Here is a 23,556-nt window from a genome sequence, read left to right as displayed (position 1 = left end):
GACCGGCTCAGCGCGCGCATTTCGCGCCAAACCCGAGCGCCACCAGGGAAAAGATGACGATCATGCCGGCAAAGGCCAGGCTTGCCATGGTCGCGCTTGCCATGGTCGACAGGACGCCGATGCCGATAACCGGCAGTGCGTTGCCGCAAAAACAGCAGATGAAGAAAGCGGAAACCACTTCGGCGCGCCGGTCGGCCGGCGCGATCTCGTTCACCACCTGCAAGCCGCCGCGATAGCCGAACGCCGCCGACACGCCGCACAAGGCGGTTGCGACGATCATGATGGCCATCGAAGCCAAGATCTGCGCCGCAACGATCAGAGCAACGGTCGGGATCATCAGGGCAAGTGCCGTAAACATGGTGGCTCGGCTCGAAAGACGCGTCGTCGCCAGAATGGTGGCGGCAGCCACGATCGCCAGTTCGAAGAACAGAGCGCCAGCTTCGGCATGGTTGGTTACCTGCAGTTGCTGCGCCAGGATGCTCGGCGCCAGTGCTGCATAAAAGCCGACCAGCGACATTGCGCCGAAGCCGGTCACCGCCGGCGCGACGAAACCCGCGCGGATGTCATCAGGCAGCGAAAGCCGCGGCCGCATCGAGACATCAGCCAGTTTCCCCGGCCGCGAAACGGTTTCCTGCGTACGCCAGATCAGCATGGTGACAATCGCAAGCATTGCCAGGTAGACGACGAATGTCAGCCTGAGCGGCCAAGGCGCGTATTCGGCGAGCAAGCCGGCCCCAAGCGCACCAAGGCCGAGGCCGAGAAAGTTGGTGCTGGTGGCAATCGTCGCCGCCTGTGACTTGTCGTTGGTCGAGACCAATTCGGCGAGCCAGGCGGTGCCGGTGCCGGCGCCGACCCCAATTGCCAATCCGCTCAGAATCCGGGCGATGTCGAGCCAGGCGACATTTTCGGCGAACAGGAAGAACGCGCCGCTGACGACGGCCACCGCCATCCCGGCCAATGCCATCGGACGGCGCCCGATGACGTCGGACATGCGCCCGAACACCAAAAGCGCCGCCAGATTGCCGACGACGTAGACGGCATAGACCAGCGTCAAAGTGATCTGCGAGAAGCCGAAGGCCTGCTTGTAGATGACGTAAAGCGGCGTCAGCGCCGTGCTGCCAGCGAAAAGGGCCGCGATCATGGCAGCGACGGCGGCCGCCGCAGCGTTGCCGCCGAGTTCGTGATCGCGCGTCATGACTTGAGCGTGAGCGGTCATTTTTCGATCTTTTGATATTCGGGATCTGACACTCTAACGCCTTTTTCGCGTAAGCCGTTCCCCCTCCCCCTCTTGCTCCTGACAAATTTGGCAGCTTTTGCCGATGGCGCTGAGTGATATCCTCTTTTAAGTTTTGAGGATTGTTAGGGAAGCAATTATGGGAAAGGGACGGGTCGAAGCATTCACCGATGGCGTGGTCGCCATCATCATCACCATCATGGTGCTGGAATTGAAGGTGCCGCATGGCGAGGATTTTTCGGCGCTGGCACCGCTGTGGCCCGTCTTTCTCAGCTATGTGCTTTCCTTCATCAATGTCGGCATCTACTGGAACAATTTGCACAATATGTTCCATACCGTGCAGCGGGTCGACGGCCGCGTGCTGTGGGCGAACCTCAACCTCTTGTTCTGGCTATCGCTGATGCCGGCGACGACGGCCTTCATGGGCGAGAACCATTTCGCGCCGGTGCCGGTTGCCGTCTATGGCGTCGACCTGGCGCTCTGCGCCATCGGCTTCAACATCCTCACCATGGCCCTGCATCGACTGCACGGCAACGAGACCCTCTTCGCCAGGGCGTTGGGCAACGACCTCAAGGGAAAGATCTCGCTGGTCCTCTATCTTTCCGCCATCGCGCTGACCTTCGTCAATCACTGGATCGGTGTCTCGATCTATGTCCTGGTGGCGATGATCTGGTTGGTGCCGGACAGGCGGTTCGAGCGGCTGATCGAGAAATAGGCCCCGTTTAGCCTCGCATTGCTTTCAGCTTTTCCGCTACCGAAGCGGCAAGGTCGGCGTAGCGCTCCTCCAGCCGCTCGGCCGCCTTGATCACTGAAAAATCATGGCCGAATTTTTCCAGCGCCATGCGCAGCTTTTCGACGAATTCGGCCTGTTTTTCGAGCGCCGAAAACAGCGTCGTCACTTGCGCTTCGCTGATGTCGGGATTGGCGAGCATCTGCGGCACCTCGCGGCTCATCTGGTCGCCGGTGGCGGTCTGTTCTTTCAGGATCTCGATCCAGTCGGTCAATCGTCAGGTCTCCTTTTCCGATATCAGCATGCGCAGCGCCCGCCGACGCGGTCAACCCGAAGATGCCGACACCTGCTTGCGCGAGCCTCTTTCCGCGCTAAGTTCGCCGCGGCCAGAACAGGAGAAAATCATGACCACCGACGCCGAGATCCAGACCGCTTTGCCCGCACTCGCTTCCGGCAATGTCGCCGTCATCACCGGCGCGGCCAGCGGCATCGGCCTTGCCGCGGCCAAACGGCTGGCGGCGTTGGGCATGAACATCGTGCTGGCCGATATCGGCGGCGCACGCCTCGACGAGGCCCGACACGCCGTCGCCGCCATCGCCGGCGACAGCGCCGTACTTGCCGTCGCCACCGACGTCTCGAAAGCCGACGAGCTCGACCGGCTGGCCGAAAAGGCATTCGACACCTTCGGCGACGTCTCGCTGCTGATGAACAATGCCGGCGTCGGCAACAATCCCGGCAAGCCGTGGGAGAACCGCGACACCTGGAAACGGCTGCTGGATATCAATTTCTGGGGCGTCGTCCATGGCGTCGAGGCCTTCGCGCCGCGCATGCTGGCGGCGGGAAAGCCGGGCCTGATCGTCAACACCGGCTCCAAGCAAGGCATCACCACACCGCCCGGCAACCTCGCCTACAATGTCTCCAAGGCGGGCGTGAAGACCTATACCGAAGGCCTGGCGCACGCGCTGCGCAACGAGCCCGGTGCCAAAATCGCGGCGCATTTGCTCATTCCGGGGTTCACGTTTACCGGCCTGACCGGTGCGGATGAGAAACCGCCAGCGGCCTGGACCGGCGAGCAGGTCATCGACTTCATGCTGGCCTCGCTGCTGCGTGGCGATTTCTACATCCTGTGCCCCGACAACGAGGCGACCCGGTCCATGGACGAAAAGCGCATGGCCTGGGCGATTGGCGACATCATCGAGAACCGTCCTGCTCTGTCGCGCTGGCACCCGGACTACAAGGATGCTTTCGCGGCATTCATGACGCGCAGCGCATGATCCCGAGCCGAAGCTCAGCGTAGCAAAGAATCGGGTCCGATCTTCGCAGGTATGCGCCGGACCTTTATATCACGCCGCCGCGTGCTTCTTCGTGTTCCGTTTCTTCGCCATGGCTTTCTCGGCTGCCAACTCGGCAAGCTTCTGATCATGCCGCTTCGCTGCCTGTTCGCATTTCTTGCGAATCTCTTCGACCTCGGTCTCGGTCAGGTGTTCGATACCGATGAAGGTGTTCTGGGCTGTGCTGACCCGGATCAATTCGTCGAGCTTCGCCTGGATCGCGGCGCCATCGCGGTTCTGGGTGTTCTGGATGAGAAACACCATCAGGAAGGTGACGATCGTCGTGCCGGTGTTGATGACGAGCTGCCAGGTGTCCGAAAAGCCGAACATCGGCCCGCTTGCCGCCCAGACGACGATGATCAGGAAACAGACAGCAAACGTCGGCGGCAGGCCGGCAAAATGGGCGACGTTGTTGGCGATCCTGGTGAAAAGCTTCTCAATCATTCAAACTCCCTCAACGGCCGGGCGACGAACCCGGACGGAAGCCGAGTTCATTGTGTCAGCAGAAACAGTTGGCAGCCGCTCCTGGTTCCCTCGTGGCGGAAGGTCGCGGGTACATTGTTGGAGGACCAGATCGCGCAGGCCGTCGGACCGCTTGCAGATAGGCCCGAAGTCAGGCGGCGCCGTTTTCCCAGCGGTCGAGGAAAGCCTCGATGGGCAAGGCCTGCATGTCGGGAACTGCCGTGGCCAGCTTCTCGACCGGCCAGTCCCACCAGGCGAGACGTTCGATCCGGGCGGCAGTTTCCGCGCTGAAGCGCAGGCGCAGTTGCCTAGCCGGAACGCCGGCGACAATGGCATAGGCCGGCACGTCGCGGGTCACCACCGAATTGGCACCGACGATCGCGCCATTGCCGATCACTACGCCCGGCATGATCACGGCGCCATGGCCGATCCAGACATCATGGCCGATGCTGACGGCTTTCGCCCGCCGCCGGTCCCGGAACGCCTGATCGACACCCAGCCAGCGGAAGTACTCGTTAGGCCGGTAGCTGATCTTGTGCTGGGTCAGCCGCTCGACCGGATGCTCCAGCGCGTTGATGCGGCTGTTTGCGGCGATCGAGCAGAATTTGCCAATCGTCGTGTAGATCGCCTCGGCGTGACGCTCGAAGTAGGAGAAGTCGCCGACCGTCACCTCGCGCAGGATGACCCGCTCGCCGATCGACGCGTAGCGTCCAAGCTTGCACGCCTTCAGCTCCGCCGTCGGATGTATGCGCGGCTCGGGATCTTTCAGGACAAGGTGTTCGGGACGATCCATGCGCGCGCTTTACGCCGGCACGCATAGTCTCGCAAGCCGACTACGGCGCCGCGCGTCCGTTTGGACGCGCTAAGGACGCTGCAGCACTTTCAATTTCTACTTCGGCTAATTTCTATTTCGGCCAATTCTATTTCGGCTTGCCGTTGGTCCACACCACGTTCTGGCCGTAGAGCGGCACGGTGGTGACCGACATTTTTGCCGAGCCGTCCTGCACCTGGCGCGAATGCGACAGGTAGATCAGCGTCTCGTTGGCCTTGTCGTAGATGCGGTTTACCACCTGCTTCTTCCAGATCAGGCTGATGCCTTGCTTGAAGACCTCCTCGCCGGCCTCGCTCATGTCGATGTCGCCAATGGTGATCGGCCCGGTCTGGCGGCAGGAGATCGAAGAATCGGACGGGTCCTCGAACCAATTGCCCTTCTGCAGGCGATCGATCACGCCGCGGTCGAAATAGGAGACGTGGCAGGTCACGCCCTCGACCTTCGGATCCTTGATTGCCTCGACGATGATGTCGTTGCCGAGCCAGTCGACGCCGACCTTGCCGACTTCCTCGGCGGCGGCAGCGCCGGCGCCAATGACAAGGCACACGGCCAACGCGCCGCCAATCAGTTTTCGCAAAGAGACCTCCTGCGGTTCGAATTTTGCCGACCTCAGGTGGGACGAACGGCAGCGCTTTGCAAGCAGATCGCCTTCCCACAGGATTGCCCGGTTGCGGCAACGCGACATCTTTGCGTCCGCGCGACCGAACCGCTAAGAGTGTTCGCCAAGCCAAGGCCTTCACGGCGCGAATTCGGCGGCCGATGAAATCACGACGGACTTCTCTGATGATGCGTTCAATTCTGGTCGGCATTCTCGTCCTGATGGCCGCAGGCATCGGCTGGCTCACCTTCGACTGGTACCGCGGACATTATGGCGGCGAGCCGTTCGGAGCACCGTTCACGCTGGTCGACCAGAAGGGCGGGCCGGTCACCGAAGCCGCCTTTCGAGGCCACCCCAGCGTCGTCTTCTTCGGCTTCACGCATTGTCCGGAAGTCTGCCCGACCACGCTTTTCGAGTTGGCCGGCTGGCTGAAGACGATGGGCGACGACGGCAAGAACCTGCGCGCCTATTTCGTTACGGTCGACCCTGAGCGCGACACGCCCGAAATCATGAACGCCTATGTCAGCAATTTCTCCGATCGCATCCTCGGCATTACCGGCGATCCGGACAAGGTCCACGCCATGGCCAAATCCTTCGGCATCTACTGGAAGAAAGTCGACACGAACGACGGCGACTACACGATGGACCACACCGCTTCTGTGCTGCTGCTCGATGCCAAGGGCGATTTCGCCGGCACCATTGCCTACGGCGAAAGCCCGGACACCGCCATCGCCAAGCTCAAACGGCTGGCGGCGGAAGGTTGACGTATCCAGTAATGACGCAGACGCGTTTGTATTTCACCGCGGGCAAGATCGAGGCTGACCGCATCTTCGCGGCGCTCGGCGCGGCGTTCGACGACGAAGGCCTGCCGGTTGCGTTACTTGAGGTCGACGAGGACCGCGATATTCATGAAGTATCGCTCTATGCCGACGACGACGTCGATGCGATCGAGGCGCGGCTGCGGGACGTCCTTGCCGGACTGTCGCTGTCGAAGCCGATAGCGCGCGAAACGCTGCCCGACGTCGACTGGGTGGCGCGCTCGCTGGAGGGATTGAAGCCGGTGCGGGCCGGGCGCTTCTTCGTCCATGGCGCGCATGACCGCAGGAAGCGCCACAGCGGCGAACTCGCCATCGAGATCGAGGCCGGCCTTGCCTTCGGCACCGGCCACCACGGCACCACCGCCGGCTGCCTCGAAATGCTGGAGCAGGTCGTGCGGCGCGAGCATCCGCGCAACGCGCTCGACCTTGGCACCGGCAGCGCGGTGCTCGCCATCGCAGTGGCCAGGCTTGCGCATATTTCGGTGCTGGCGACCGACATTGATCCGATCGCCGTCAAGGTGGCCGCCGCCAATGCGCGGCTGAACCACGTCAAGGCGCTCATCGAAACGGTGGCTGCACCCGGTTTCCACCATCCGATCTTTGCCGCGCGCGCGCCTTTCGACCTGATCGTCGCCAACATATTGGCGCGGCCGCTGATGCGCCTGGCGCCGCAAATGGCTGGGCATATCGCGCTCGGTGGCTCGATCGTCCTGTCGGGCATCCTCGACCGCCAGCGCGATGCGGTGATCGCGGCCTATGTCGGCCAGAAATTCCGGCACGTCCGCACCTTGCACCGCGATGGCTGGGTGACGATCCATCTCAAGCGCTGAGGCGGAGCGCTTTCAACGCAAGCCGGAATTCGCTCGGATCTAGCGCGAGATTGCCGCTTTCTTCAGTTCTTCGCGATCGTAGCCGTGAGCCTTCAGCGTTTCATCGTCAAAGCCAAGCAGAACGCCGCTCACATATCGGCTCGCTTCGCGCTGGCGAGCTTCGATCAAAGCGCTCATGGCGCTTCTGAAAAATCCGCGTCTGGCTGAAATCGTGGACATGATGGTCTCCTTTGCAGGCAATAACACGCTTTCCTCCACGTTAAGAAGGTAAGCCTTGCTGACGCTTTTTGAAATCGCCGATTCTGCATGGCCTCTATGCGCAAAAAGACACTGTAGCGGCCAGCCATGATCGGTCCGAAAATCGATTCCGATTTTCGAAGTCATGCGCTACGGTCGCGCCAGCATTCGAGGAGAGCCATATGTTCCAAACCTTCGATTCCGCCGGCGACCCGGCCGTTGGCAAGCCGCGCGTGGCAATGCTGCGCCAATGGCTGGCGGCGAACGGGCTGGATGGTTTCATCGTGCCCCGCGCCGATGAGCACCAGGGCGAGTATGTCGCCGACCGCTCGGCACGGCTGAAATGGCTGACCGGCTTCAGCGGCTCGGCCGGCGTCGCCATTGTGCTTGGCGAGCGCGCCGTCATGTTTGTCGACGGGCGCTACACGCTGCAGGTGCGCCACGAGGTCGATCTCGGCATCTTTTCGATCGAGAGCCTCGTCGACAATCCGCCCGCCAACTGGATCAAGGACAATCTCGGCAAGGGCGTGCGGCTGGGCTTCGATCCGTGGCTGCAGACGATCAGTGACGTCAAGGCGCTGAAAGCCTCGGCCGAGAAGTCCGGCGCGACCTTGGTGCCGCTCGAACAAAATCCTATCGACGCAATCTGGCAAGATCAACCCGGGCCGCCATTGGCACCGGTAGAGATCCACCCGATCGGCTTTGCCGGCGAACTGGCTAAGGACAAGCTGGCGCGGCTGGCGGCGGCTATCGAGAAGGACGGCGCCACCCATGCCGTGCTGACTGACCCCTCCTCCATCGCCTGGGCCTTCGACATTCGTGGCGGCGACGTGCCACACACACCGCTGGCGCTCGGCTTTGCCGTGCTCGCCGCCGACAGGTCGCATCTGCTTTTCATGGACCAGCGGAAGTTCTCACGCACCGTCGCAGCCTATTTGACGCAGCTCGCCGAATTGCACGAACCCGGTGAATTCGAAACGGCGATCGTCACCCTGGCCAAGGGCGGCGCAAAAGTCGCGCTGGACCCGGCTCTGGCGGCGGAGAAGCTCAGTATGCTGGTCGAGGACAATGGCGGCACCGTCATTGCCGCGCCGGATCCGGCCCGCATTCCACGCGCAACGAAAAACCAGGCCGAGATCGCCGGCGCCCGCGCCGCGCATCGCCGCGACGGCGCCGCGGTCGCCAAGCTGCTGTGCTGGCTCGACCGTCAGGAGCCCGGCACGCTCGACGAAATCACCGTTGTCACCAGGCTTGAGGAGACGCGCCGGCAAACCGGCGAAGAAACACAGATGCCGCTGCGCGACGTCTCGTTCGACACCATCTCCGGCGCCGGCCCCAACGGCGCCATCATGCACTACCGCGTCTCCCGCGCCACCAACCGCAAACTGGAGAATGGCGAACTGTTCCTGCTCGATTCCGGCGGGCAGTACCAGGACGGCACCACCGACATCACCCGCACAGTGCCGATCGGCACGCCGACCGAGGAAATGCGCGAGCGCTTCACGCTGGTGCTGAAGGGTATGATCGGCATCTCGATGCTGCGCTTTCCACCGGGCACGCGCGGCTCCGAAATCGATGCGGTGGCGCGCCTGGCGTTGTGGAGACACGGCTGCGATTTCGCCCATGGCACCGGCCATGGCGTGGGCTCCTATCTGGCCGTGCATGAGGGCCCGCAGCGTATTGCCAAGACCGGCACCGAAAAGCTGCTGGCCGGCATGATCGTCTCCAACGAGCCGGGCTACTACAAGGAAGGCTCCTACGGCATCCGCATCGAGAACCTCGTCCTGGTGACGCCGGCCGAGGCGATCGACGGCGGCGACATCGCCATGCACGGCTTCGAAACGCTGACGCTGGCGCCTATCGACAAGCGGCTGATCCGGTCGGACCTGCTGACCCGCGATGAGCTGCATTGGCTCGATCAATACCACGCGCGGGTGCTGGCTGAGATCGGGCCGATGCTCGACGGCGAGGCGTTGGCCTGGCTGGAAAAGGCAACCGAACCGCTGCCGCACGACTTCAAGCAATAGCCGCGGCGGCAACGCCGGTTGACAGGCTTTGCTCCGCAAGCAGTCCCTGCAGAGCCGTGACGTTGGGAGAACCGGCTCCCTTGCGCCAGAACAACACCGTGACGGCATTATCTTCATCAGAGGGCAGTTCGTGCAGCTTTAGCCAGCGGCTCTCCGGGAAACCCGAAAGCACACTTTTCGGCATTAGCGCTATGCCCATGCCAGCCACCACGCAACCAAGGATGGCATGGTATGAACCGAGCTCAATGGTTTTTTCGGCCATGAACCCTCTGCGCGCATACCATTGTTCCAGCCGCTTGCGGTGCGGGCAGCCGTGCTCAAAGGCTATCATGGTTTTGGGCATGTCCCGGTGGTCCTCGACCGAAATGCGCGATGCCGCAGAGACAATGACCAACTGCTCGTGAAATGCTGACTGCTTTTCGAACGGAGCATCGGCGATCGGCTCGGCTGCGAACGCTGCATCGAGTTCGCCGGCAAGCATGGCGGTCGCGAGAACCTGCGGATTTCCGGTGCGCAACTGGATCTCTACTTCGGGATAGCGTGCGTGATATTCGGCGAGCAGGCCCGGAAGCCGTGCCGCGGCGGTGCTCTCCATCGCACCTAGGCGAAGCGTGCCGCGCGGGCGTGGATCGAGCATAGCCGTTCGCGCCTCCTCTGCAAGCGCCAGCAGCCGGTCTGCGTAGCCGATCAACCTGTGGCCGGCAGGCGATACGTGCAGTCGCTTACCCTCCCGGATAAACAGCTGCACACCGAGATCCTCTTCGAGCTGCCGGATGCGTGTGGTCACGTTCGACTGCACGCGAAACAGTTTTTCCGCCGCTCTGGTGATTCCGCCTTCGCGCACCACCGTGCGGAAGATGCGCAGATCAGCTAAATCCATCAATCTCTCCCGCAGAATGAAATGATCCTAATTATTCATTTTATGTGATGAAGCGTCTCCGGTAAATCGCCTGTTGTCAGCCTCAATCAGGACGGACCACAAGGGAGATGGAAATGTCGCCTGAGCCCTTCGGCCTCCAGCCCATCGATCTAAGCGCATTGACGCCAAAGCAGCGAGAGGCAATTTATACCGGCGCCGTGCGACGCGCCCATCGGGAGAGATCAGCGGCGATCCGGCTGAGCCTGTCGTGGGTCGCGTCGATATTCAAGAACCGTGCGTCCTGGACAGGCGCTATCGTGTCGTTCGTTACGCTTGCGAGCGTTATCGCGAAACGCACGCGTCGAACTCACCGTCAGACGAACGTCGACGATTACCCCATGACCTGCCGTGCAACGATCAGCACGGCCGCACCGGCCAGGAACATCGCCATCAGCCCGCCGCGCAGCGAGACCAGGCCGGCGACGATCAAGGCCAACCATTCCGCCGGTCCGGCGCTCAGGGCCGCCGGCGCCACCAGCGTGGTCAGCACCGCCGCCGGCACGGCGTTCAGCCCAGCCTCGACCCGAGGATGGATGTTTTCGAAGCGCGAGATCACCAGATGACCGCCGATGCGTGTCAGATAGGTCGCGATCGAAGCGGCGACGATGATCCACAAGGTCGTGCTCATGGCCGCGCCTCCACGCCGCTGTGGCGGGGCGGCAGGATGACGGCGAGCAGCACGCCGGCTAGCGCGCCGATGGAGACATGCCAGGGCGAGCCGACCGTCTTGTAGGCGATGATGGAGGCGGCAGCGCTGGCGACGACCACCGGCAGCCACAGCGGCCTCTTGCGGAAGCTCATGACCAGGCCGAGAAAATAGATCGGCAGCAGGAAGTCGATGCCCAGCGCGTGGGTGTCGGGGATAAGCTTGCCGAACATCGCGCCGAGCGCACTTTCGATGACCCAGAACAGATAGACCGGCAGCCCAAGCCCCATATACCAGGCGAAGCCGACGGTCTCACCGGCCTCCGCTTTGCGCTCGGCCACAGCGAACTGCGGATCGGTGAGCACGAAATAGCCTATCGCCTGCTGCACCAGCGGCCAATGCGCGATGCGCCGGCCGATACCGGCCGAATAGAGCACATGGCGAAAATTCACGGCAAAGATCGACAGGACGATCAGCCACGGCGCGACATGCTGGCCGAACAGCTCGATGCCGACCATCTGGCTGGCGCCGCCGAAGACCGTTGCGCTCATCAAGAACGCCTCGAGCACGGAAAACCCGTTGTCGACTGCGAGCGCCCCGAACAGCAATGCAAACGGCGCCGACGCCACCACGACGGGCATGCTGAGCCGCACGCCGTCCCAGAAATCGTTTTTCACACCGTTTTCTGAGATTGCTTCCGCCGACATCAAGCGCTCCTTGGGAAGGGTCGTATGTAGGGAGGGCCGCCCGGCTTGTCACACCAATTCGCTTGAGGCAAACGATCAGCGGAAATGATGGCTGAAGCGTCGCGGCAAGCTCGCTTCCGTGCCTAGCGCGGCGAAGCCTTGCCTTCGATTGCCCTGCCCCAGTCGAGCAGCGGTTTTGCCCGCATGGCAAAGTCGACAAGCTCGTCGACCAATCCAGCTCCGTAGATACCCGCCGGCTCGATCGCGTGCAGGACGGCAAAATGCCGGTTGCGGATCGCAGCAGCGAGATCGGGCTCGGCGATATGCTCGAAGCCGCGCGGCGTACGCTTCATGCAGCCGTCCGGGTCGAGCTCGAGGCCGTTCTTCTTCAGCGTCGCGACCAGAGCGCGGAACTCGGCCGGCCGCGCTGCAATTGCATTGCGCAGCGCCAGCAACAGCTCCGGTCCGGGCTGCCACCAGGCAACGCCGGCAAAGCAGCGCTCGAGTCCGATATGGACGAAGAACACGCCCTGTTCCATCTTGGTACCGTCAGGCGAAAGGATCGCCGACAAATGCCGATTGTAGGGCCGCTTGTCCTTGGCGAAACGTACGTCGCGATTAATCCGGAACAGCGACTTCTTGCGGTCGCCGCGCAGGCCGAGCCTTAATGCCGCGAAGCGCTCGGAGAGCGTTTCGACCAGATCGCCGAAGGGGTCGCGCAGTTCGCATTCGAAAAGGTCGCGGTTTTCCAAAAACCACTCCCGGCTCTGATGAAAATCGAGCGCCTTGAGGAAGGGAATGGCTTTCTGACCAAAACCATTGAATTCAGCCGGCATCACGCGCCCTTGCCGATCCGCTCGAGCCAGGCATCCTCGTCGATGACTTCGATACCGTGTTCGGCAGCCAGCTTGAGCTTGGAGCCAGCACCTGGCCCGGCGACGACGAGGTCGGTCTTCGCGGAAACTGAGCCTGCAACCTTCGCGCCAAGACGTTCAGCCATCGCCTTGGCCTCGGGGCGCGTCAACTTTTCCAGCGTGCCTGTAAACACGATTGTCTTGCCGGCGACCGCACTATCGGCTGAGACGTTCACAATGTAGGGCTTCGGGTGGACCTGTGTGAGCAGCGCTTCAAGCACGTCGTCATTGCGTTCATTGCCGAAGAAATCGCGAAGCGCGCCTATCACCGTATCGCCGATGCCGTTGATCGAAGGAAAAACGGTGTGTGGATCGGCTGCCGCTGCTGTCTCCTTGCCAATGCGGATCAACTCCTCGATCATCGAGAAGGTTCGGGCAAGCACAGCGGCCGTCGTTTCGCCGATATGGCGGATGCCCAGTGCAAAGATGAAGCGATCGAGTTCCGGTTCGCGGCGGGCATCGATGGCGGCGAAGAGCTTGTCGAGGCCCTCGTAGTTGCGTTCCTCGACACTGCGTACGTTCTTGCGCGTCTTGCCCGATGCGGCCTCGCGCTGCCTGGCCTGCTCCTCCCGCCGCTCCGCCAGCGCCTTGGTGACGGCGGGACGGCGGTCCCTGAGAGTGAAGATATCGGCGGCTGTCTTGATCAACCCGGCATTGAAGAACAGATCTATGTTTTCAGCGCCCAGGCCTTCGATATCCATGGCGCCGCGTGACACGAAGTGGCGCAATCCTTCCACGGCCTGCGCGGGGCAGATCAGTTCGCCGGTGCAACGTCGGCGGGAATCTTCCTTGCCAGTCTTCTCGTTGATCTCGCGCGTTGCGGGTGAGCCGCAGATCGGACATTTGTGCGGGAATTCGTAAGGCACGGCATCGGGCGGACGCTTGTCGGCCACGACGCTGACGATCTGCGGAATGACGTCCCCTGCCCGCTGGATGACCACCGTGTCGCCGATACGTACGTCATTGCCGTCGCGGATCGGCTGGCCGTTGCTGTCCAGACCTTTGATGTAATCTTCGTTGTGAAGCGTGACGTTTTCGACCACGACGCCGCCGACCGTGACGGGTGCAAGCCGGGCAACGGGCGCCAGCGTACCCGTACGGCCGACCTGGATGTCGATCCTGAGCACGGTTGTCATCGCCTGTTCGGCCGGAAATTTGTGGGCCACGGCCCAGCGTGGTTCGCCGGTGACGAACCCCCATCTGCGCTGCAACTCCAACTGGTCGACTTTGTAGACGACGCCGTCGATGTCGTAGCCAAGTGATGAGCGCTGGGTTTCGATAAGGTGATAATGCGCGACCAGTTCCTTGACCGACTTTGCCCGTACCATCAGCGGACTGATCTTGAACCCCCACTCCGCGAATTTTTGCACGGAATCGTACTGGGTCGGAGCGGGATCCTTTGAGGTATAGCCCCAGGCATAGGCAAAGAACTTGAGGTTGCGGCTGGCGGTAACGGACGGGTCCTTCTGGCGGAGCGACCCGGCCGCCGTATTGCGCGGATTGACGTAATCCTGGCCGCCGATCGCCGCCGAGCGTTTCTTCAACGCCTCGAATTCCGCGTAGGTCATATAGACCTCACCGCGTATTTCGATGACCTCCGGCCAGCCCGATCCCTTCAAGGTCTTGGGGATGTCGGCGATGGTCCTGAGATTGGCCGTGATGTCCTCGCCAACCGCACCGTCGCCGCGCGTTGCGCCCTGCACGAACACGCCGCCTTCATAACGCAGCGAAGCCGATAGCCCGTCGATCTTCGGCTCAGCCGTGAAGGCGATGTCCAGATCCTTGTCGCGGTCAAAGAATCGCCGGCCCCGTTCGATGAAGTCAGCGACGTCCTGGTCGGTATAGGCTTTGGCGAGGCTGAGCATCGGCAGCGCGTGGCGCACCTTGGCAAAGCCTTCCGCTGGCGGCGCGCCGACCCTGCGCGAAGGCGAATCCTCGCGCACCAAAGTGGGGAAGCGCTGTTCGATGGCGAGGTTGCGCTGCGTCAGCGCATCATATTCCGCGTCCGTGATTATCGGCGCGTCCTCGCCGTGGTAGCGCCGGTCGTGCTCGGCGATCTCCTCCGCCAACCGCTTCAACTCGCTTGCCGCCTCGCTTTCGCTGAGCGAATCGACTGGTTTTTCGTCCATGCACTGCTCCCTCCACGGTGGCGCGACACAATAGAACAGTATTCTCTCATGAGGGAGAGACCAGACACGGAAAATCATTCCTGAACAGCAGGATGGAGCCATACCCTGACTCGGGTCACGAGCGCCGGAGACGACTCGTCTAGGCTGCCGCGGTGTTCTCCCGCAGCAGCCGCTCGGCCGCCGCGCGTGCTTCATCGGTGATGGTGGCGCCGGCGAGCATGCGTGCGATCTCCTCCTGCCGTGCCGCCCGGTCCATCTCGGCGATGCCGGTCGAGACCCGGTCGGCACCGCCTGATTTGGAGATCAGGAAATGCGTCGCCGCGCGCGCCGCCACTTGCGGCGCATGCGTGACCGAAAGCACCTGCACGCGTTTTGCCAGCCGCGCCAGCCGCTGGCCGATGGCATCGGCAACCGCGCCGCCGACGCCGGTGTCGATTTCGTCGAAGACCAAAGTCGGCGCCGACCCGCGATCAGCCAGCGCGACCTTGAGCGCCAGCAGGAAGCGCGAAAGCTCGCCGCCGGAAGCGACTTTCATCATCGGGCCGGGCCTGGTGCCGGGATTGGTGCGCACCCAGAACTCGACCTGGTCGATGCCTTCTTCCATGCGGCTCTCGGCATCGCTTGCGATCTCGACGATGAACTCGGCCCGTTCGAGCTTCAGCGCCGGCAGTTCGGCCATCACCGCCTTGGTCAGCCCGACGGCCGCCGCATGGCGAAGCGACGACAGCTGGGCCGCCGTAATGTCATAGGCCTGGCGCGCCGCTGCGGCCTGTTTCTCCAGCGCGTGCCGGCGCTCCTCGCCGGCGTCGAGATCGGCAAGGTCGGCAGCCATGGTGTCACGCAATTGCGCCAGATCGTCGACGGCGACGCTGTGCTTGCGCGAGGCGGCACGCAGCGAAAACAGCCGCTCCTCGGCTTTCTCCAGCCGCTGCGGATCATATTCGGTGGCGCGTAGCGCGGCTTCGACGCCCGACTGCGCCGCGTCGAGCGACAGCATCGCCTCGTCAAGCGATTTGACGACCTCTTCAAGCAGGCCGGGCGCTTCCGTCACCTTGCGCTGCAGCCGCCTGAGCAGGCTGGCCAGTTGCGGCAGCGGCGATGACGGGCCCGAAAGCACATCCTGCGCATCGTGGATTTCCGATGCGATCTTTTCGGCCCGCATCATCGAGGCGCGCAATTCGGCAAGCTCGGTCTCCTCGCCCGGTTGCGGATCGAGCCTGGTCAATTCGGCGACCGCTGCGCGCAGATAATCGGCCTCGCGCGCCGCCGCCTCGACTTTGGCCCGGTGCCGTGAAAATTCCTGCTCGCAGGCGCGCCAATGCCGCCACGCCTCGCCGGTTGCCCGAGCAGCGCCGAGGTGGCCGCCGAAACTGTCGAGCAACTCGCGATGCGCGCCGGGATCGACTAAAGCGCGCTCGTCGTGCTGGCCATGGATCTCGACTAGCGCATGGCCGACGTCGCGCATCAGCGTCACGCTGGACGGCTGATCGTTGACGAAAACGCGCGTGCGGCCGTCCGCCGTCTGGACGCGGCGCAGGATGATGTCGCCGTCGTCCTCGATGGCGTTCTCGGCAAGCAGCATGCGGGCGGGGTGGTTGCGCGGCACGTCGAACACAGCGATGACCTGGCCTTGTGCCGCGCCATGCCGCACCAGCGAGGCGTCGCCGCGGGCGCCAAGCGCCAGCGACAAAGCGTCGAGCAGGATGGACTTTCCGGCGCCGGTTTCGCCGGTCAGCACCGAAAGGCCGGACGAGAAGTCGATATCCAGCTTCTCGATCAGAACGATATCGCGGATCGACAGCCTGGAGAGCATGGTGACGCGCCGCTCAGGCGCCGGTGATCAGCTTCCCGGCCTTGGAGATCCACGATCCGGCATTCTCGCGCGGCTCGAGCCCACCACTTTGCAGGAGCTTGTAGGAATCCTTGTACCACTGGCTGTCCGGATAGTTGGTGCCGAGCACGGCGGCAGCGGTCTGCGCTTCCGACGTCAGCCCCATCGCATAGTAGCTCTCGGTAAGACGCGCCAGCGCCTCCTCGACATGGCGTGTGTTGGAATAGTTCTCCACCACGTTGCGGAACCTCTTGACGGCGGCGATGTATTCGCGGCGCTCGAGATAGTAGCGGCCGATCTGCATCTCCTTGCCGGCGAGCTGATCGTTGGCGAAGCGGATCTTTTCCTTGGCGTCGTCGGCATATTCGGAAGTGGGCCAGCGCGTCACCAGGTCCTGCATCGTCTGCACGGTAAGACGCGCTTCCTTCTGGTCCTGGGTGACGTCCTTGATCTGGCGGTAGTAGCTCAGCCCGATAATATATTGGGCATAGGCTGCATCGTCGGTCGATGGGTAAAGGGTCAGGTAGCGCTTGGCCGAACCGATCGCCTCGTCGTAATTGCCCTGACGATAGTCGGCAAAGGCACCCATCACCATCGATTTGCGGGCGAATTCCGAATACGGATGCTGGCGGTCGACGGCATCGAATTTGCGGCTTGCCTCCTGCAGGCGCCCGGCATTCAGATTGGCGAGCCCCTGGTTGTATAGAACGTCCGCCGGCTCGGTCTGATCGACATAGGTCGACAGATCGACGTCTTTCTCCGAAGACATGCAAGCCGACAGAAACAGCGATGGAACGACCACCGAAAGTGCCAGGAAAACAGCCCGCCGCGGCGCCTTCGATTGATCAACTCGCTTGAAAAACATGATTGGATTCCGCCCTTTCGGCGTCATTTCAGTCGACGGCAGCAGCCATAAACCATAACCGCCTTGCCCGGCAACGCTATCCCCGGCCAATCGCACATTTTTGTGGCGGTTTGCCGCCACCCCGAAAGCTGTGCGATTTGGCCAACCAGTGATGCATCCATGCAACACAGCTGATCGCAAGAAGAGCCGCAAAAACGTTAAGAATCAGATCATCCAGGGCGCATAGAGGGGCGCGTTGACGGCGCTCATCTCCGCCGTACGGCCGCGCTCACGGCGCGTCGTCTCGACGATCTCGAAGGCCGAGCGGTCGGACAAGAGGCGGCGCAACGCCGCGGCGTTCAGCCTGTGGCCGCCACGATAGGAGCGGAAACAGCCGATGAACCGGGCGCCGGCGAGCGCCAGGTCGCCCATCGCGTCCATCGTCTTATGGCGCGCGAACTCGTTGGGATAGCGTAGGCCTCCCATGTTGATCACGCGGTTGTCGTCGCCGATCACCAGGGAGTTCTCCAGCGAGGAGCCGAGCGCGTAGCCGGCCGCCCATAACCGCTCGACGTCCTTCATGAACCCGAAGGTGCGGGCACGCGCGACGTCGCGGCGGAAAATGTCGGCATTCATGTCGGATGCAAAAAGCTGGCGGCCGATCGCCGGGCTCTCGAAATCGATCTCGATCTCGAAGCGCGTGCCGTCATAAGGCCTGAACTCCGCCCAGCAGGCGCCGTTCTCGATGCGAACCGGCTTGACCACCCTTATGTAGCGACGCTTGACCGGCAGCGTTTCGATGCCCGCTTGGTCCACGGCCTCGACGAACATCACCGCGCTGCCGTCGAGGATAGGCACCTCACGGCCGTCGATTTCGATGACCAGATTGTCGATTCCAAGCCCGAAAAGCGTCGCCATCAGATGCTCGACCGTGGCAATGTGCTCGCCTTGCAGATCGCCAAGCATGGTGCAGAGGTCGGTAGCGCCGACCTCGGAAACCAGCGCGCGAAATTCGTGGCTTCCGCTTGCATTCGAAAGCTGGAAGACGACACCCGTATCGGCATCTGCCGGCAGGAAATGGACGGTGACCGGGTTGCCGCTGTGGACGCCAATGCCGGTCAGCGTCGCACGCGATTTAAGTGTCGTCTGATAGTCGTGCAAAACAATCCCCATAGCCCATAACTGCCTAGGTCCGCTTCATCTGCCCTGAGGGCGCGGCTCTTGATTAATCGGCAGGCAGGGCCACTTCCCCGAGACTCCCAGCAAACCGACTTTGGTCGGTGGCGAAGATAATAGTCCCGCAGGGAGACTCCAAATCACGGTTTCTTACTCTCTGTAACCGCTATCCAGCGCGGGAGCGCCTCGTAAGTCCTTGTTTTAAAAGCACTTTTAATGTTAACAGGCGAACAGTCTCCTGCTCGCCTGTTAACAACTGTTACGAACCGTTAACAGATCAATTGGCCTGTCGGCGCAGAAAGGCGGGAATCTCCAACTGATCGTCTTCCTGGACAGCCCGGCTCTGCGGCGTCAGGCGGCCCTGCTCGTCCAGCTGGCCGCGGCGCGGCGCGTAAAGTTGCGGATCCTGGCTGGCCAGGCGGCGCACTTCGGCCGGCGCCTGGCGCAGTTTCGGTTCGCGCGGCTGCGCCGGCTGCAGCCGTGCAGGCTCCTCCTCGCGGCGGGTCAGGCCGTTGGTCAGGCGCTTGAGCAGCCCCATCGGACCGCTGTTTTCGTGGTCGGCCGGACGGGCCTTGGCTTCCACTTCGGCCTTCACCTGCGGCGGGAAGTCCTCGACCCGCGGCATGCGCTGGGGTGCTGCGGCAATCGGCTGCGGCATTTCACGCTGCGGAGCGGGCTGCATCGCTTGCTGAACCATGGGCTGCGCTATCGGCTGCTGCTGAGCCGGAGGCGCCTGGAAGATCTTGCTCTGCGGACGGAAGTCTTCCGCATGGGCGACCGGTACCGGGCGGGCCTGCGCCATCGCTGCCGCATTCGCCTCGGCGAGCTGAATGGCCTCGGCGACCGGATCGGCAGCACGTGATTCATAGATCGGTTGCTGGACAGGCGCCGGGCGCATTTCCGTGACCTGAGCCGCCGGGCGGCTGACCGGCTTCGGCGGAGCCGTGCGGATGGAGATCGGCGCGGCAGCGATTTCGGCCGCCGATTTGTCGATGCCGGTGGCGACAACCGACACGCGGATAACGCCTTCGAGTTCCTCGTCGAAGGTGGCGCCCAGAATGATGTTAGCGTCCTGGTCGACCTCTTCGCGAATGCGCGTTGCGGCCTCGTCGACTTCGAACAGGGTCAGGTCGCGGCCGCCGGTGATCGAGATCAGCAGGCCCTTGGCGCCCTTCATCGAGGTCTCGTCGAGCAGCGGATTGGCGATGGCGGCTTCCGCCGCGGCCATTGCGCGGCCCTCGCCCGAAGCCTCGCCGGTTCCCATCATCGCCTTGCCCATTTCGCGCATGACCGAGCGGACGTCGGCGAAGTCGAGATTGATCAGGCCTTCCTTGACCATCAGGTCGGTGATGCAGGCAACGCCCGAATAGAGCACCTGGTCGGCCATGGCGAAGGCATCGGCGAAGGTGGTCTTGTCATTGGCCAGCCGGAACAGGTTCTGGTTGGGAATGACGATCAGGGTATCGACGCATTTCTGCAGTTCCTCGATACCCAAGTCGGCCGTCTTCATACGGCGCTGGCCTTCGAAATGGAACGGCTTGGTGACGACGCCGACGGTGAGGATGCCTTTTTCGCGAGCAGCGCGTGCAACGACGGGAGCCGCCCCGGTGCCGGTGCCGCCGCCCATGCCGGCAGTGACGAAGCACATATGCGTGTTGGAGAGATGATCGATGATCTCGTCGATGCACTCTTCCGCAGCCGCGCGCCCGACTTCAGGCTGCGATCCGGCGCCGAGACCCTCGGTGACATGCGCACCGAGCTGGATCAGCCGCTCGGCCTTCGACATTGTCAGTGCCTGCGCGTCGGTGTTGGCCACCACGAACTCGACGCCGCGCAAGCCGGCGGTGATCATGTTGTTGACGGCATTGCCGCCGCCGCCGCCGACACCGAACACGGTGATGCGCGGCTTGAGCTCGGTGATGTCCGGCTTTTGCAGATTGATGGTCATTGTCTTCGTCCTTTGCCTTTCCCGCCGCTTCGCCGCCGCGGCCGCCTATGGGGCTGTCCCCGTCAAATTAAAAACTGTCTCTCAACCACTGACTCATTCGATGCAGTTTTCCGCCTGTTCCGGTCATCCGGAGACCGGAAATTCCCTTCGCCGGACGGCTCTCGAAGCTCGCCATCTGCGGGTAGATCAGAAGTCCGACCGGCGTCGAAAAGGCCGGCCCCTTGGCCGCCTCCGGCAGGCCTGCCACGCCGAGCGGGCGGCCGATACGCACATTGCGGCCAAGAATGCGGCGCGCCGCTTCAGGCAGGCCTGCAAGCTGGCTGGCGCCGCCGGTCAGCACCACACGCTTGCCGACGGCATTGCCGTAGCCGGATTTGTTCAGCCGGTCGCGCAGCAGTTCCAGCGTCTCGTCGATGCGGGCGCGGATGATGCGTGTCATCACCGAACGTGGGATCTGCAACGGCACCTCGCCGTCCTCGCCGATCGGATGGATCGAGACCAGGTCGCGGTCGTCGGCACTGCCGGGCAGCGCCGAGCCATGCATCACCTTCAGCCTTTCGGCGGCATCGAGCGAGGTCGACAGGCCCTTGGCCATGTCCAGCGTGACGTGGTTGCCGCCGATCGCGATGGCGTCGCCATGGACGAACTTGCCCTCGGAAAACACCGAGATCGTCGTGGTGCCGCCGCCCATGTCGATACAGGCCGCGCCCATTTCGAGCTCGTCATCGACCAGCGCGGCAAGCCCGCTGGCATAGGGCGTCGCCACCATGCGCTCGACCGACAGATGCGAACGGTTGATGCAGAGCTCCAGATTGCGCAACGGCGCCGCGTCGCCCGTCAGCACATGCATGTCGACGCCAAGCTGGTCGCCGACCATGCCGCGCGGATCGCGCACGCCGCGCTCGGCATCCAGCGAAAACGCGACGGGAAGCGAATGGATGACCTCGCGCTCGGCCCGCAGCGCCTGCTTGGCGCCGGCGGCAAGCACACGCTTGATATCGGCCTCGTCGGCCTCATGGCCGCCGAGATTGATGGTGGCCGAGAAGGCCTCGCTCTTCAGCCGGCCGGCAGTCATGTTGACGATCAGCGAATCGACCGTCAGTCCCGCCATGCGTTCGGCGGCGTCGACGGCAAGACGGATGGCGTGCTCGGCGCGGTCGAGATCGATGACGACGCCCGATTTCACGCCTTGCGATTTCTGGTGGCCGATGCCGATCACCTGAATGCGATGCGAGCGTCCGCGCAGCAGCTTGCCATCGTCGCGCGGCTTGAGCTTGGCCACCACGCAGCAGACCTTGCTGGAGCCGACATCCAGCACCGTCAGTATGCCGGACCGGCGCGCCGAGGCATCGCTGTTGCCGCCAAGCCAGTTCATATCTTCGTCTCCGGCTTGCGCTTCAGCATCTTGGGCTTTTCGTTGAGCGCGGCCTGGCGCTGTGTCGCCGCTTCCGGCGTCAACTGGACGACCAGACGATCGGAAAGGCGCATGTCGACGGCGGCGATGTCGCGCGTCAAAAGCCCGTTCTCGTGGTCCATCCTGACCAGGTCGGCAATTGCCTGGTCCTCGCCGTCTTCGGGAAGCTTGACCGTGATGCCATTCTCAAGCTTGAGGTCCCAGCGCCGTTCGCCGATGCGGATATAGCCTTTGATCCGCGCGGCAAGCTCCGGATAATTCTTGATCTTGGCAAGGAAATCCGGCGCCTTGGCCGGTGCGCCGGTGCCGATGATCAGCGGCAGCAATATCTGCTTGCCGCCGGAGAACGGCGCAATGACGGTGCCGGATTTCTCGATGACCGAAAGCGCGCTGCCTTGCTGCCACAGCGCGAACGGCTCGCGCTCCTCGACGCGCACTTCCAGCGTATGCGGGTAGACTTTGCGCACTGCCGCGGCCTCGACCCAGGGCAGCGTGGTGATGCGTTCGCGCGCAGCTTCGGCATCGAAGCCGATCAGCGAGGTCCAGCCGTCGAGCTCCAGCCTGTCAAGGATATCGATCTCGGAGGTTTCGCGGTTGCCGACGACCTTGACCTGGTCGACGGCAAAGCCGGTGCGGGCGGTGACACTCTGGACGATGGCGTCGGCATGTCCGCCGAGATAGGCGCCATAGGCGCTAGCCGATATGAGCAACGCCGCCGACAGGATGACAGCGGAATAGGGCGGCGCTTCGAAATCGCCCTCGCCGAGGCGCGCCAGCACCCGCACCGGCCGGCGAAGCAGGCGCGGCAGCACGAAATGGTCGAACGACAACGGCCTGCCGAACAGCGTCGGCCCGGCCGCGCCCTTCCCCTTGCCCTGTCCCCACTTCAACGCAGACACGAAGCGTCCTCCACCATCCAACTCAACAAATCGCCGAACGAGTGTCCCGCTTGCGCGGCGATTTCCGGCACCAAAGACGTCGGCGTCATACCCGGCTGGGTGTTGACCTCGAGCCAGACAATTTCGCCGTTCTCGGAGTGACGATCGTCATAACGGAAGTCCGACCGGGAAACGCCCCGACAGCCGATAGCTTGGTGAGCCTTGAGTGCCAGTGTCTGTATTTTTTGGTAAATATTCGATGAAAGTTTTGCCGGGCATTCGTGTTTTGATCCGCCCGCGACGTATTTTGAATCATAGTCGTAGAAGGAATGGCCGGTCGGGATGATCTCGCAGACACCGAGCGCCACATCGCCCATCACCGCGCAGGTCAATTCCCGCCCGTGCACATAACGCTCGACCATGACCGTATCGCCATATCTCCACTCGGACGAGCCAATGATCTGCGGCGGATGCGACTGGCCTTCGTGCACGATGACGACGCCGAAGCTCGATCCTTCGTTGACCGGCTTGACCACATAGGGCGGCTTCATCGGGTGCTTGTTCTGGATGGCGAAGCGATTGGCCACCTTCGATTCCGCCACCGGAATACCGGCCGCCTTGGCGACCTTCTTGGCCTGCTCCTTGTTCATCGCGAGCGCCGAGGCAAGCACACCGGAATGGGTATAGGGAATGGCGAGGTATTCAAGGATGCCCTGGATGGTGCCATCCTCACCGAAGGGGCCGTGCAGCGCATTGAAGACGACGGCAGGCTTGAGCTCGGTGAGCACCGAGCCGATGTCGCGCGAGACGTCGACGCGGGTGACCTGGTAGCCCTCCCCCTCGAGCGTATCGGCGCAGGCTTTGCCCGACGACAGGGACACGGGCCGCTCGGACGAGAATCCACCCAGAAGGACGGCCACGTGCTTGCTTGTCATTCCCCGTCATTCCCTCTCACAGCAGGCCTGCACCATCGTGCATGACCCGAAAAGCATCGCGCGCACTCAAATACGCCGAGCAGCTTTGCTCCCGTGTTTCCGCAACATTGAGTCCGAGTCTCCCGGCAGGTTGCCCC

Annotated in this window: 23 protein-coding genes; 5 read left to right on the top strand and 18 right to left on the bottom strand. The window is 62.9% G+C overall.

What is annotated here, in order from left to right; genetic code table 11:
- Positions 1-7: 7 nt before the first annotated feature.
- Positions 8-1,216 (bottom strand): MFS transporter, encoded by a 1,209-nt coding sequence (locus NKI85_RS08705; protein ID WP_352776580.1) that lies wholly within the window; start codon positions 1,214-1,216, stop codon positions 8-10.
- 157 nt (positions 1,217-1,373) lie between these two features.
- Here NKI85_RS08705 and NKI85_RS08700 point away from each other — a divergent pair, with 157 nt between their 5' ends.
- Positions 1,374-1,949: a TMEM175 family protein gene (locus tag NKI85_RS08700; RefSeq protein WP_352524315.1), complete on the top strand. Its 576-nt coding sequence runs from the start codon at positions 1,374-1,376 to the stop codon at positions 1,947-1,949.
- 7 nt (positions 1,950-1,956) lie between these two features.
- Here NKI85_RS08700 and NKI85_RS08695 read toward each other — a convergent pair whose 3' ends face one another.
- Positions 1,957-2,238, bottom strand: a complete 282-nt coding sequence (locus NKI85_RS08695; protein ID WP_352524313.1) for a hypothetical protein — start codon at positions 2,236-2,238, stop codon at positions 1,957-1,959.
- Positions 2,239-2,368: 130 nt separating this feature from the next.
- Between NKI85_RS08695 and NKI85_RS08690 the strand changes: the two genes are divergently transcribed.
- On the top strand, positions 2,369-3,238 hold the full coding sequence (locus NKI85_RS08690) for an SDR family NAD(P)-dependent oxidoreductase (protein WP_352524311.1): 870 nt from the start codon (positions 2,369-2,371) through the stop codon (positions 3,236-3,238).
- A gap of 69 nt (positions 3,239-3,307) precedes the next feature.
- Here the strand turns inward: NKI85_RS08690 and NKI85_RS08685 are convergent, their stop codons facing one another.
- From NKI85_RS08685 to NKI85_RS08675, 3 genes are all read right to left on the bottom strand, one after another.
- Complete coding sequence (locus NKI85_RS08685; RefSeq protein ID WP_352524310.1) at positions 3,308-3,739, bottom strand: low affinity iron permease family protein; 432 nt, start codon at positions 3,737-3,739, stop codon at positions 3,308-3,310.
- A gap of 169 nt (positions 3,740-3,908) precedes the next feature.
- A complete protein-coding gene (locus tag NKI85_RS08680) occupies positions 3,909-4,550 on the bottom strand; it encodes a DapH/DapD/GlmU-related protein (protein WP_352776579.1) in 642 nt (213 codons plus the stop codon).
- A 127-nt stretch (positions 4,551-4,677) separates the two neighbouring features.
- Complete coding sequence (locus NKI85_RS08675; protein WP_352524307.1) at positions 4,678-5,166, bottom strand: CreA family protein; 489 nt, start codon at positions 5,164-5,166, stop codon at positions 4,678-4,680.
- A gap of 206 nt (positions 5,167-5,372) precedes the next feature.
- Here NKI85_RS08675 and NKI85_RS08670 point away from each other — a divergent pair, with 206 nt between their 5' ends.
- Together NKI85_RS08670 and NKI85_RS08665 are read left to right on the top strand one after the other, a co-directional pair.
- A complete protein-coding gene (locus tag NKI85_RS08670) occupies positions 5,373-5,951 on the top strand; it encodes an SCO family protein (RefSeq protein ID WP_352776578.1) in 579 nt (192 codons plus the stop codon).
- An 11-nt stretch (positions 5,952-5,962) separates the two neighbouring features.
- The gene (locus NKI85_RS08665) at positions 5,963-6,835 is read left to right on the top strand and encodes a 50S ribosomal protein L11 methyltransferase (protein WP_352776577.1); all 873 of its coding nucleotides are present in this window, start codon (positions 5,963-5,965) and stop codon (positions 6,833-6,835) included.
- A gap of 39 nt (positions 6,836-6,874) precedes the next feature.
- Here the strand turns inward: NKI85_RS08665 and NKI85_RS08660 are convergent, their stop codons facing one another.
- On the bottom strand, positions 6,875-7,219 hold the full coding sequence (locus NKI85_RS08660; protein WP_352524301.1) for a hypothetical protein: 345 nt from the start codon (positions 7,217-7,219) through the stop codon (positions 6,875-6,877).
- Positions 7,220-7,254: 35 nt separating this feature from the next.
- On the opposite strand from NKI85_RS08660, the gene NKI85_RS08655 reads away from it, so the two are divergent.
- On the top strand, positions 7,255-9,099 hold the full coding sequence (locus tag NKI85_RS08655; protein WP_352776576.1) for an aminopeptidase P family protein: 1,845 nt from the start codon (positions 7,255-7,257) through the stop codon (positions 9,097-9,099).
- On the opposite strand, the gene NKI85_RS08650 is transcribed toward NKI85_RS08655, so the two are convergent.
- The 12 genes from NKI85_RS08650 to NKI85_RS08595 all read right to left on the bottom strand — a co-directional run bounded on the left by NKI85_RS08650 (position 9,089) and on the right by NKI85_RS08595 (position 23,419).
- A complete protein-coding gene (locus NKI85_RS08650) occupies positions 9,089-9,979 on the bottom strand; it encodes a LysR family transcriptional regulator (protein WP_352776575.1) in 891 nt (296 codons plus the stop codon). The genes NKI85_RS08655 and NKI85_RS08650 overlap by 11 nt on opposite strands.
- Positions 9,980-10,349: 370 nt before the next feature.
- Complete coding sequence (locus NKI85_RS08645) at positions 10,350-10,646, bottom strand: AzlD family protein (protein ID WP_352524294.1); 297 nt, start codon at positions 10,644-10,646, stop codon at positions 10,350-10,352.
- Positions 10,643-11,371 carry an AzlC family ABC transporter permease gene (locus NKI85_RS08640; RefSeq protein WP_352524292.1) on the bottom strand — a complete coding sequence of 243 codons (729 nt, stop codon included), beginning with the start codon at positions 11,369-11,371 and terminating at the stop codon, positions 10,643-10,645. Before NKI85_RS08640 ends, NKI85_RS08645 begins: the two co-directional genes overlap by 4 nt.
- 122 nt (positions 11,372-11,493) lie before the next feature.
- On the bottom strand, positions 11,494-12,186 hold the full coding sequence (locus tag NKI85_RS08635; RefSeq protein ID WP_352776574.1) for a DUF2461 domain-containing protein: 693 nt from the start codon (positions 12,184-12,186) through the stop codon (positions 11,494-11,496).
- Positions 12,186-14,393, bottom strand: a complete 2,208-nt coding sequence (gene ligA / locus NKI85_RS08630) for an NAD-dependent DNA ligase LigA (RefSeq protein ID WP_352776573.1) — start codon at positions 14,391-14,393, stop codon at positions 12,186-12,188. Before ligA ends, NKI85_RS08635 begins: the two co-directional genes overlap by 1 nt.
- A gap of 139 nt (positions 14,394-14,532) precedes the next feature.
- The gene (recN, locus tag NKI85_RS08625) at positions 14,533-16,206 is read right to left on the bottom strand and encodes a DNA repair protein RecN (protein WP_352776572.1); all 1,674 of its coding nucleotides are present in this window, start codon (positions 16,204-16,206) and stop codon (positions 14,533-14,535) included.
- Between the two features lie 13 nt (positions 16,207-16,219).
- Positions 16,220-17,089, bottom strand: coding sequence for an outer membrane protein assembly factor BamD (locus tag NKI85_RS08620; protein ID WP_352524287.1), 870 nt, complete (start codon positions 17,087-17,089; stop codon positions 16,220-16,222).
- A 204-nt stretch (positions 17,090-17,293) separates the two neighbouring features.
- Positions 17,294-18,241: a UDP-3-O-acyl-N-acetylglucosamine deacetylase gene (lpxC, locus tag NKI85_RS08615; RefSeq protein WP_352776571.1), complete on the bottom strand. Its 948-nt coding sequence runs from the start codon at positions 18,239-18,241 to the stop codon at positions 17,294-17,296.
- Positions 18,242-18,521: 280 nt separating this feature from the next.
- Positions 18,522-20,192: a cell division protein FtsZ gene (ftsZ, locus tag NKI85_RS08610; protein WP_352524284.1), complete on the bottom strand. Its 1,671-nt coding sequence runs from the start codon at positions 20,190-20,192 to the stop codon at positions 18,522-18,524.
- Positions 20,193-20,259: 67 nt separating this feature from the next.
- The gene (gene ftsA, locus NKI85_RS08605; protein WP_352524283.1) at positions 20,260-21,567 is read right to left on the bottom strand and encodes a cell division protein FtsA; all 1,308 of its coding nucleotides are present in this window, start codon (positions 21,565-21,567) and stop codon (positions 20,260-20,262) included.
- A complete protein-coding gene (locus NKI85_RS08600) occupies positions 21,564-22,505 on the bottom strand; it encodes a cell division protein FtsQ/DivIB (RefSeq protein WP_352776570.1) in 942 nt (313 codons plus the stop codon). The genes ftsA and NKI85_RS08600 overlap by 4 nt, the downstream gene beginning before the upstream one ends.
- Positions 22,493-23,419 carry a D-alanine--D-alanine ligase gene (locus tag NKI85_RS08595; RefSeq protein WP_352776569.1) on the bottom strand — a complete coding sequence of 309 codons (927 nt, stop codon included), beginning with the start codon at positions 23,417-23,419 and terminating at the stop codon, positions 22,493-22,495. The genes NKI85_RS08600 and NKI85_RS08595 overlap by 13 nt, the downstream gene beginning before the upstream one ends.
- Between the last annotated feature and the right edge of the window lie 137 nt (positions 23,420-23,556).

Source organism: Mesorhizobium sp. M0571, assembly GCF_040320985.1.
Classification (GTDB): Bacteria; Pseudomonadota; Alphaproteobacteria; order Rhizobiales; family Rhizobiaceae; genus Mesorhizobium.
Note: the sequence above shows the minus strand (reverse complement) of the source record. Positions and strands in the feature narration are given on the sequence as shown.

What these genes read in the sequence shown, in the direction of transcription:
- NKI85_RS08660 (WP_352524301.1), bottom strand. Translation starts at nt 7,219, where the DNA reads ATGACTTCGAAAATCGGAATCGATTTTCGGACCGATCATGGCTGGCCG.
- NKI85_RS08635 (WP_352776574.1), bottom strand. Translation starts at nt 12,186, where the DNA reads ATGCCGGCTGAATTCAATGGTTTTGGTCAGAAAGCCATTCCCTTCCTC.
- ftsZ (WP_352524284.1), bottom strand. Translation starts at nt 20,192, where the DNA reads ATGACCATCAATCTGCAAAAGCCGGACATCACCGAGCTCAAGCCGCGC.
- NKI85_RS08650 (WP_352776575.1), bottom strand. Translation starts at nt 9,979, where the DNA reads ATGGATTTAGCTGATCTGCGCATCTTCCGCACGGTGGTGCGCGAAGGC.
- ftsA (WP_352524283.1), bottom strand. Translation starts at nt 21,567, where the DNA reads ATGAACTGGCTTGGCGGCAACAGCGATGCCTCGGCGCGCCGGTCCGGC.
- NKI85_RS08705 (WP_352776580.1), bottom strand. Translation starts at nt 1,216, where the DNA reads ATGACCGCTCACGCTCAAGTCATGACGCGCGATCACGAACTCGGCGGC.
- NKI85_RS08595 (WP_352776569.1), bottom strand. Translation starts at nt 23,419, where the DNA reads ATGACAAGCAAGCACGTGGCCGTCCTTCTGGGTGGATTCTCGTCCGAG.
- NKI85_RS08620 (WP_352524287.1), bottom strand. Translation starts at nt 17,089, where the DNA reads ATGTTTTTCAAGCGAGTTGATCAATCGAAGGCGCCGCGGCGGGCTGTT.
- NKI85_RS08680 (WP_352776579.1), bottom strand. Translation starts at nt 4,550, where the DNA reads ATGGATCGTCCCGAACACCTTGTCCTGAAAGATCCCGAGCCGCGCATA.
- lpxC (WP_352776571.1), bottom strand. Translation starts at nt 18,241, where the DNA reads ATGGGGATTGTTTTGCACGACTATCAGACGACACTTAAATCGCGTGCG.
- NKI85_RS08670 (WP_352776578.1), top strand. Translation starts at nt 5,373, where the DNA reads ATGATGCGTTCAATTCTGGTCGGCATTCTCGTCCTGATGGCCGCAGGC.
- NKI85_RS08645 (WP_352524294.1), bottom strand. Translation starts at nt 10,646, where the DNA reads ATGAGCACGACCTTGTGGATCATCGTCGCCGCTTCGATCGCGACCTAT.
- ligA (WP_352776573.1), bottom strand. Translation starts at nt 14,393, where the DNA reads ATGGACGAAAAACCAGTCGATTCGCTCAGCGAAAGCGAGGCGGCAAGC.
- NKI85_RS08685 (WP_352524310.1), bottom strand. Translation starts at nt 3,739, where the DNA reads ATGATTGAGAAGCTTTTCACCAGGATCGCCAACAACGTCGCCCATTTT.
- NKI85_RS08690 (WP_352524311.1), top strand. Translation starts at nt 2,369, where the DNA reads ATGACCACCGACGCCGAGATCCAGACCGCTTTGCCCGCACTCGCTTCC.
- NKI85_RS08640 (WP_352524292.1), bottom strand. Translation starts at nt 11,371, where the DNA reads ATGTCGGCGGAAGCAATCTCAGAAAACGGTGTGAAAAACGATTTCTGG.
- NKI85_RS08655 (WP_352776576.1), top strand. Translation starts at nt 7,255, where the DNA reads ATGTTCCAAACCTTCGATTCCGCCGGCGACCCGGCCGTTGGCAAGCCG.
- NKI85_RS08665 (WP_352776577.1), top strand. Translation starts at nt 5,963, where the DNA reads ATGACGCAGACGCGTTTGTATTTCACCGCGGGCAAGATCGAGGCTGAC.
- NKI85_RS08700 (WP_352524315.1), top strand. Translation starts at nt 1,374, where the DNA reads ATGGGAAAGGGACGGGTCGAAGCATTCACCGATGGCGTGGTCGCCATC.
- recN (WP_352776572.1), bottom strand. Translation starts at nt 16,206, where the DNA reads ATGCTCTCCAGGCTGTCGATCCGCGATATCGTTCTGATCGAGAAGCTG.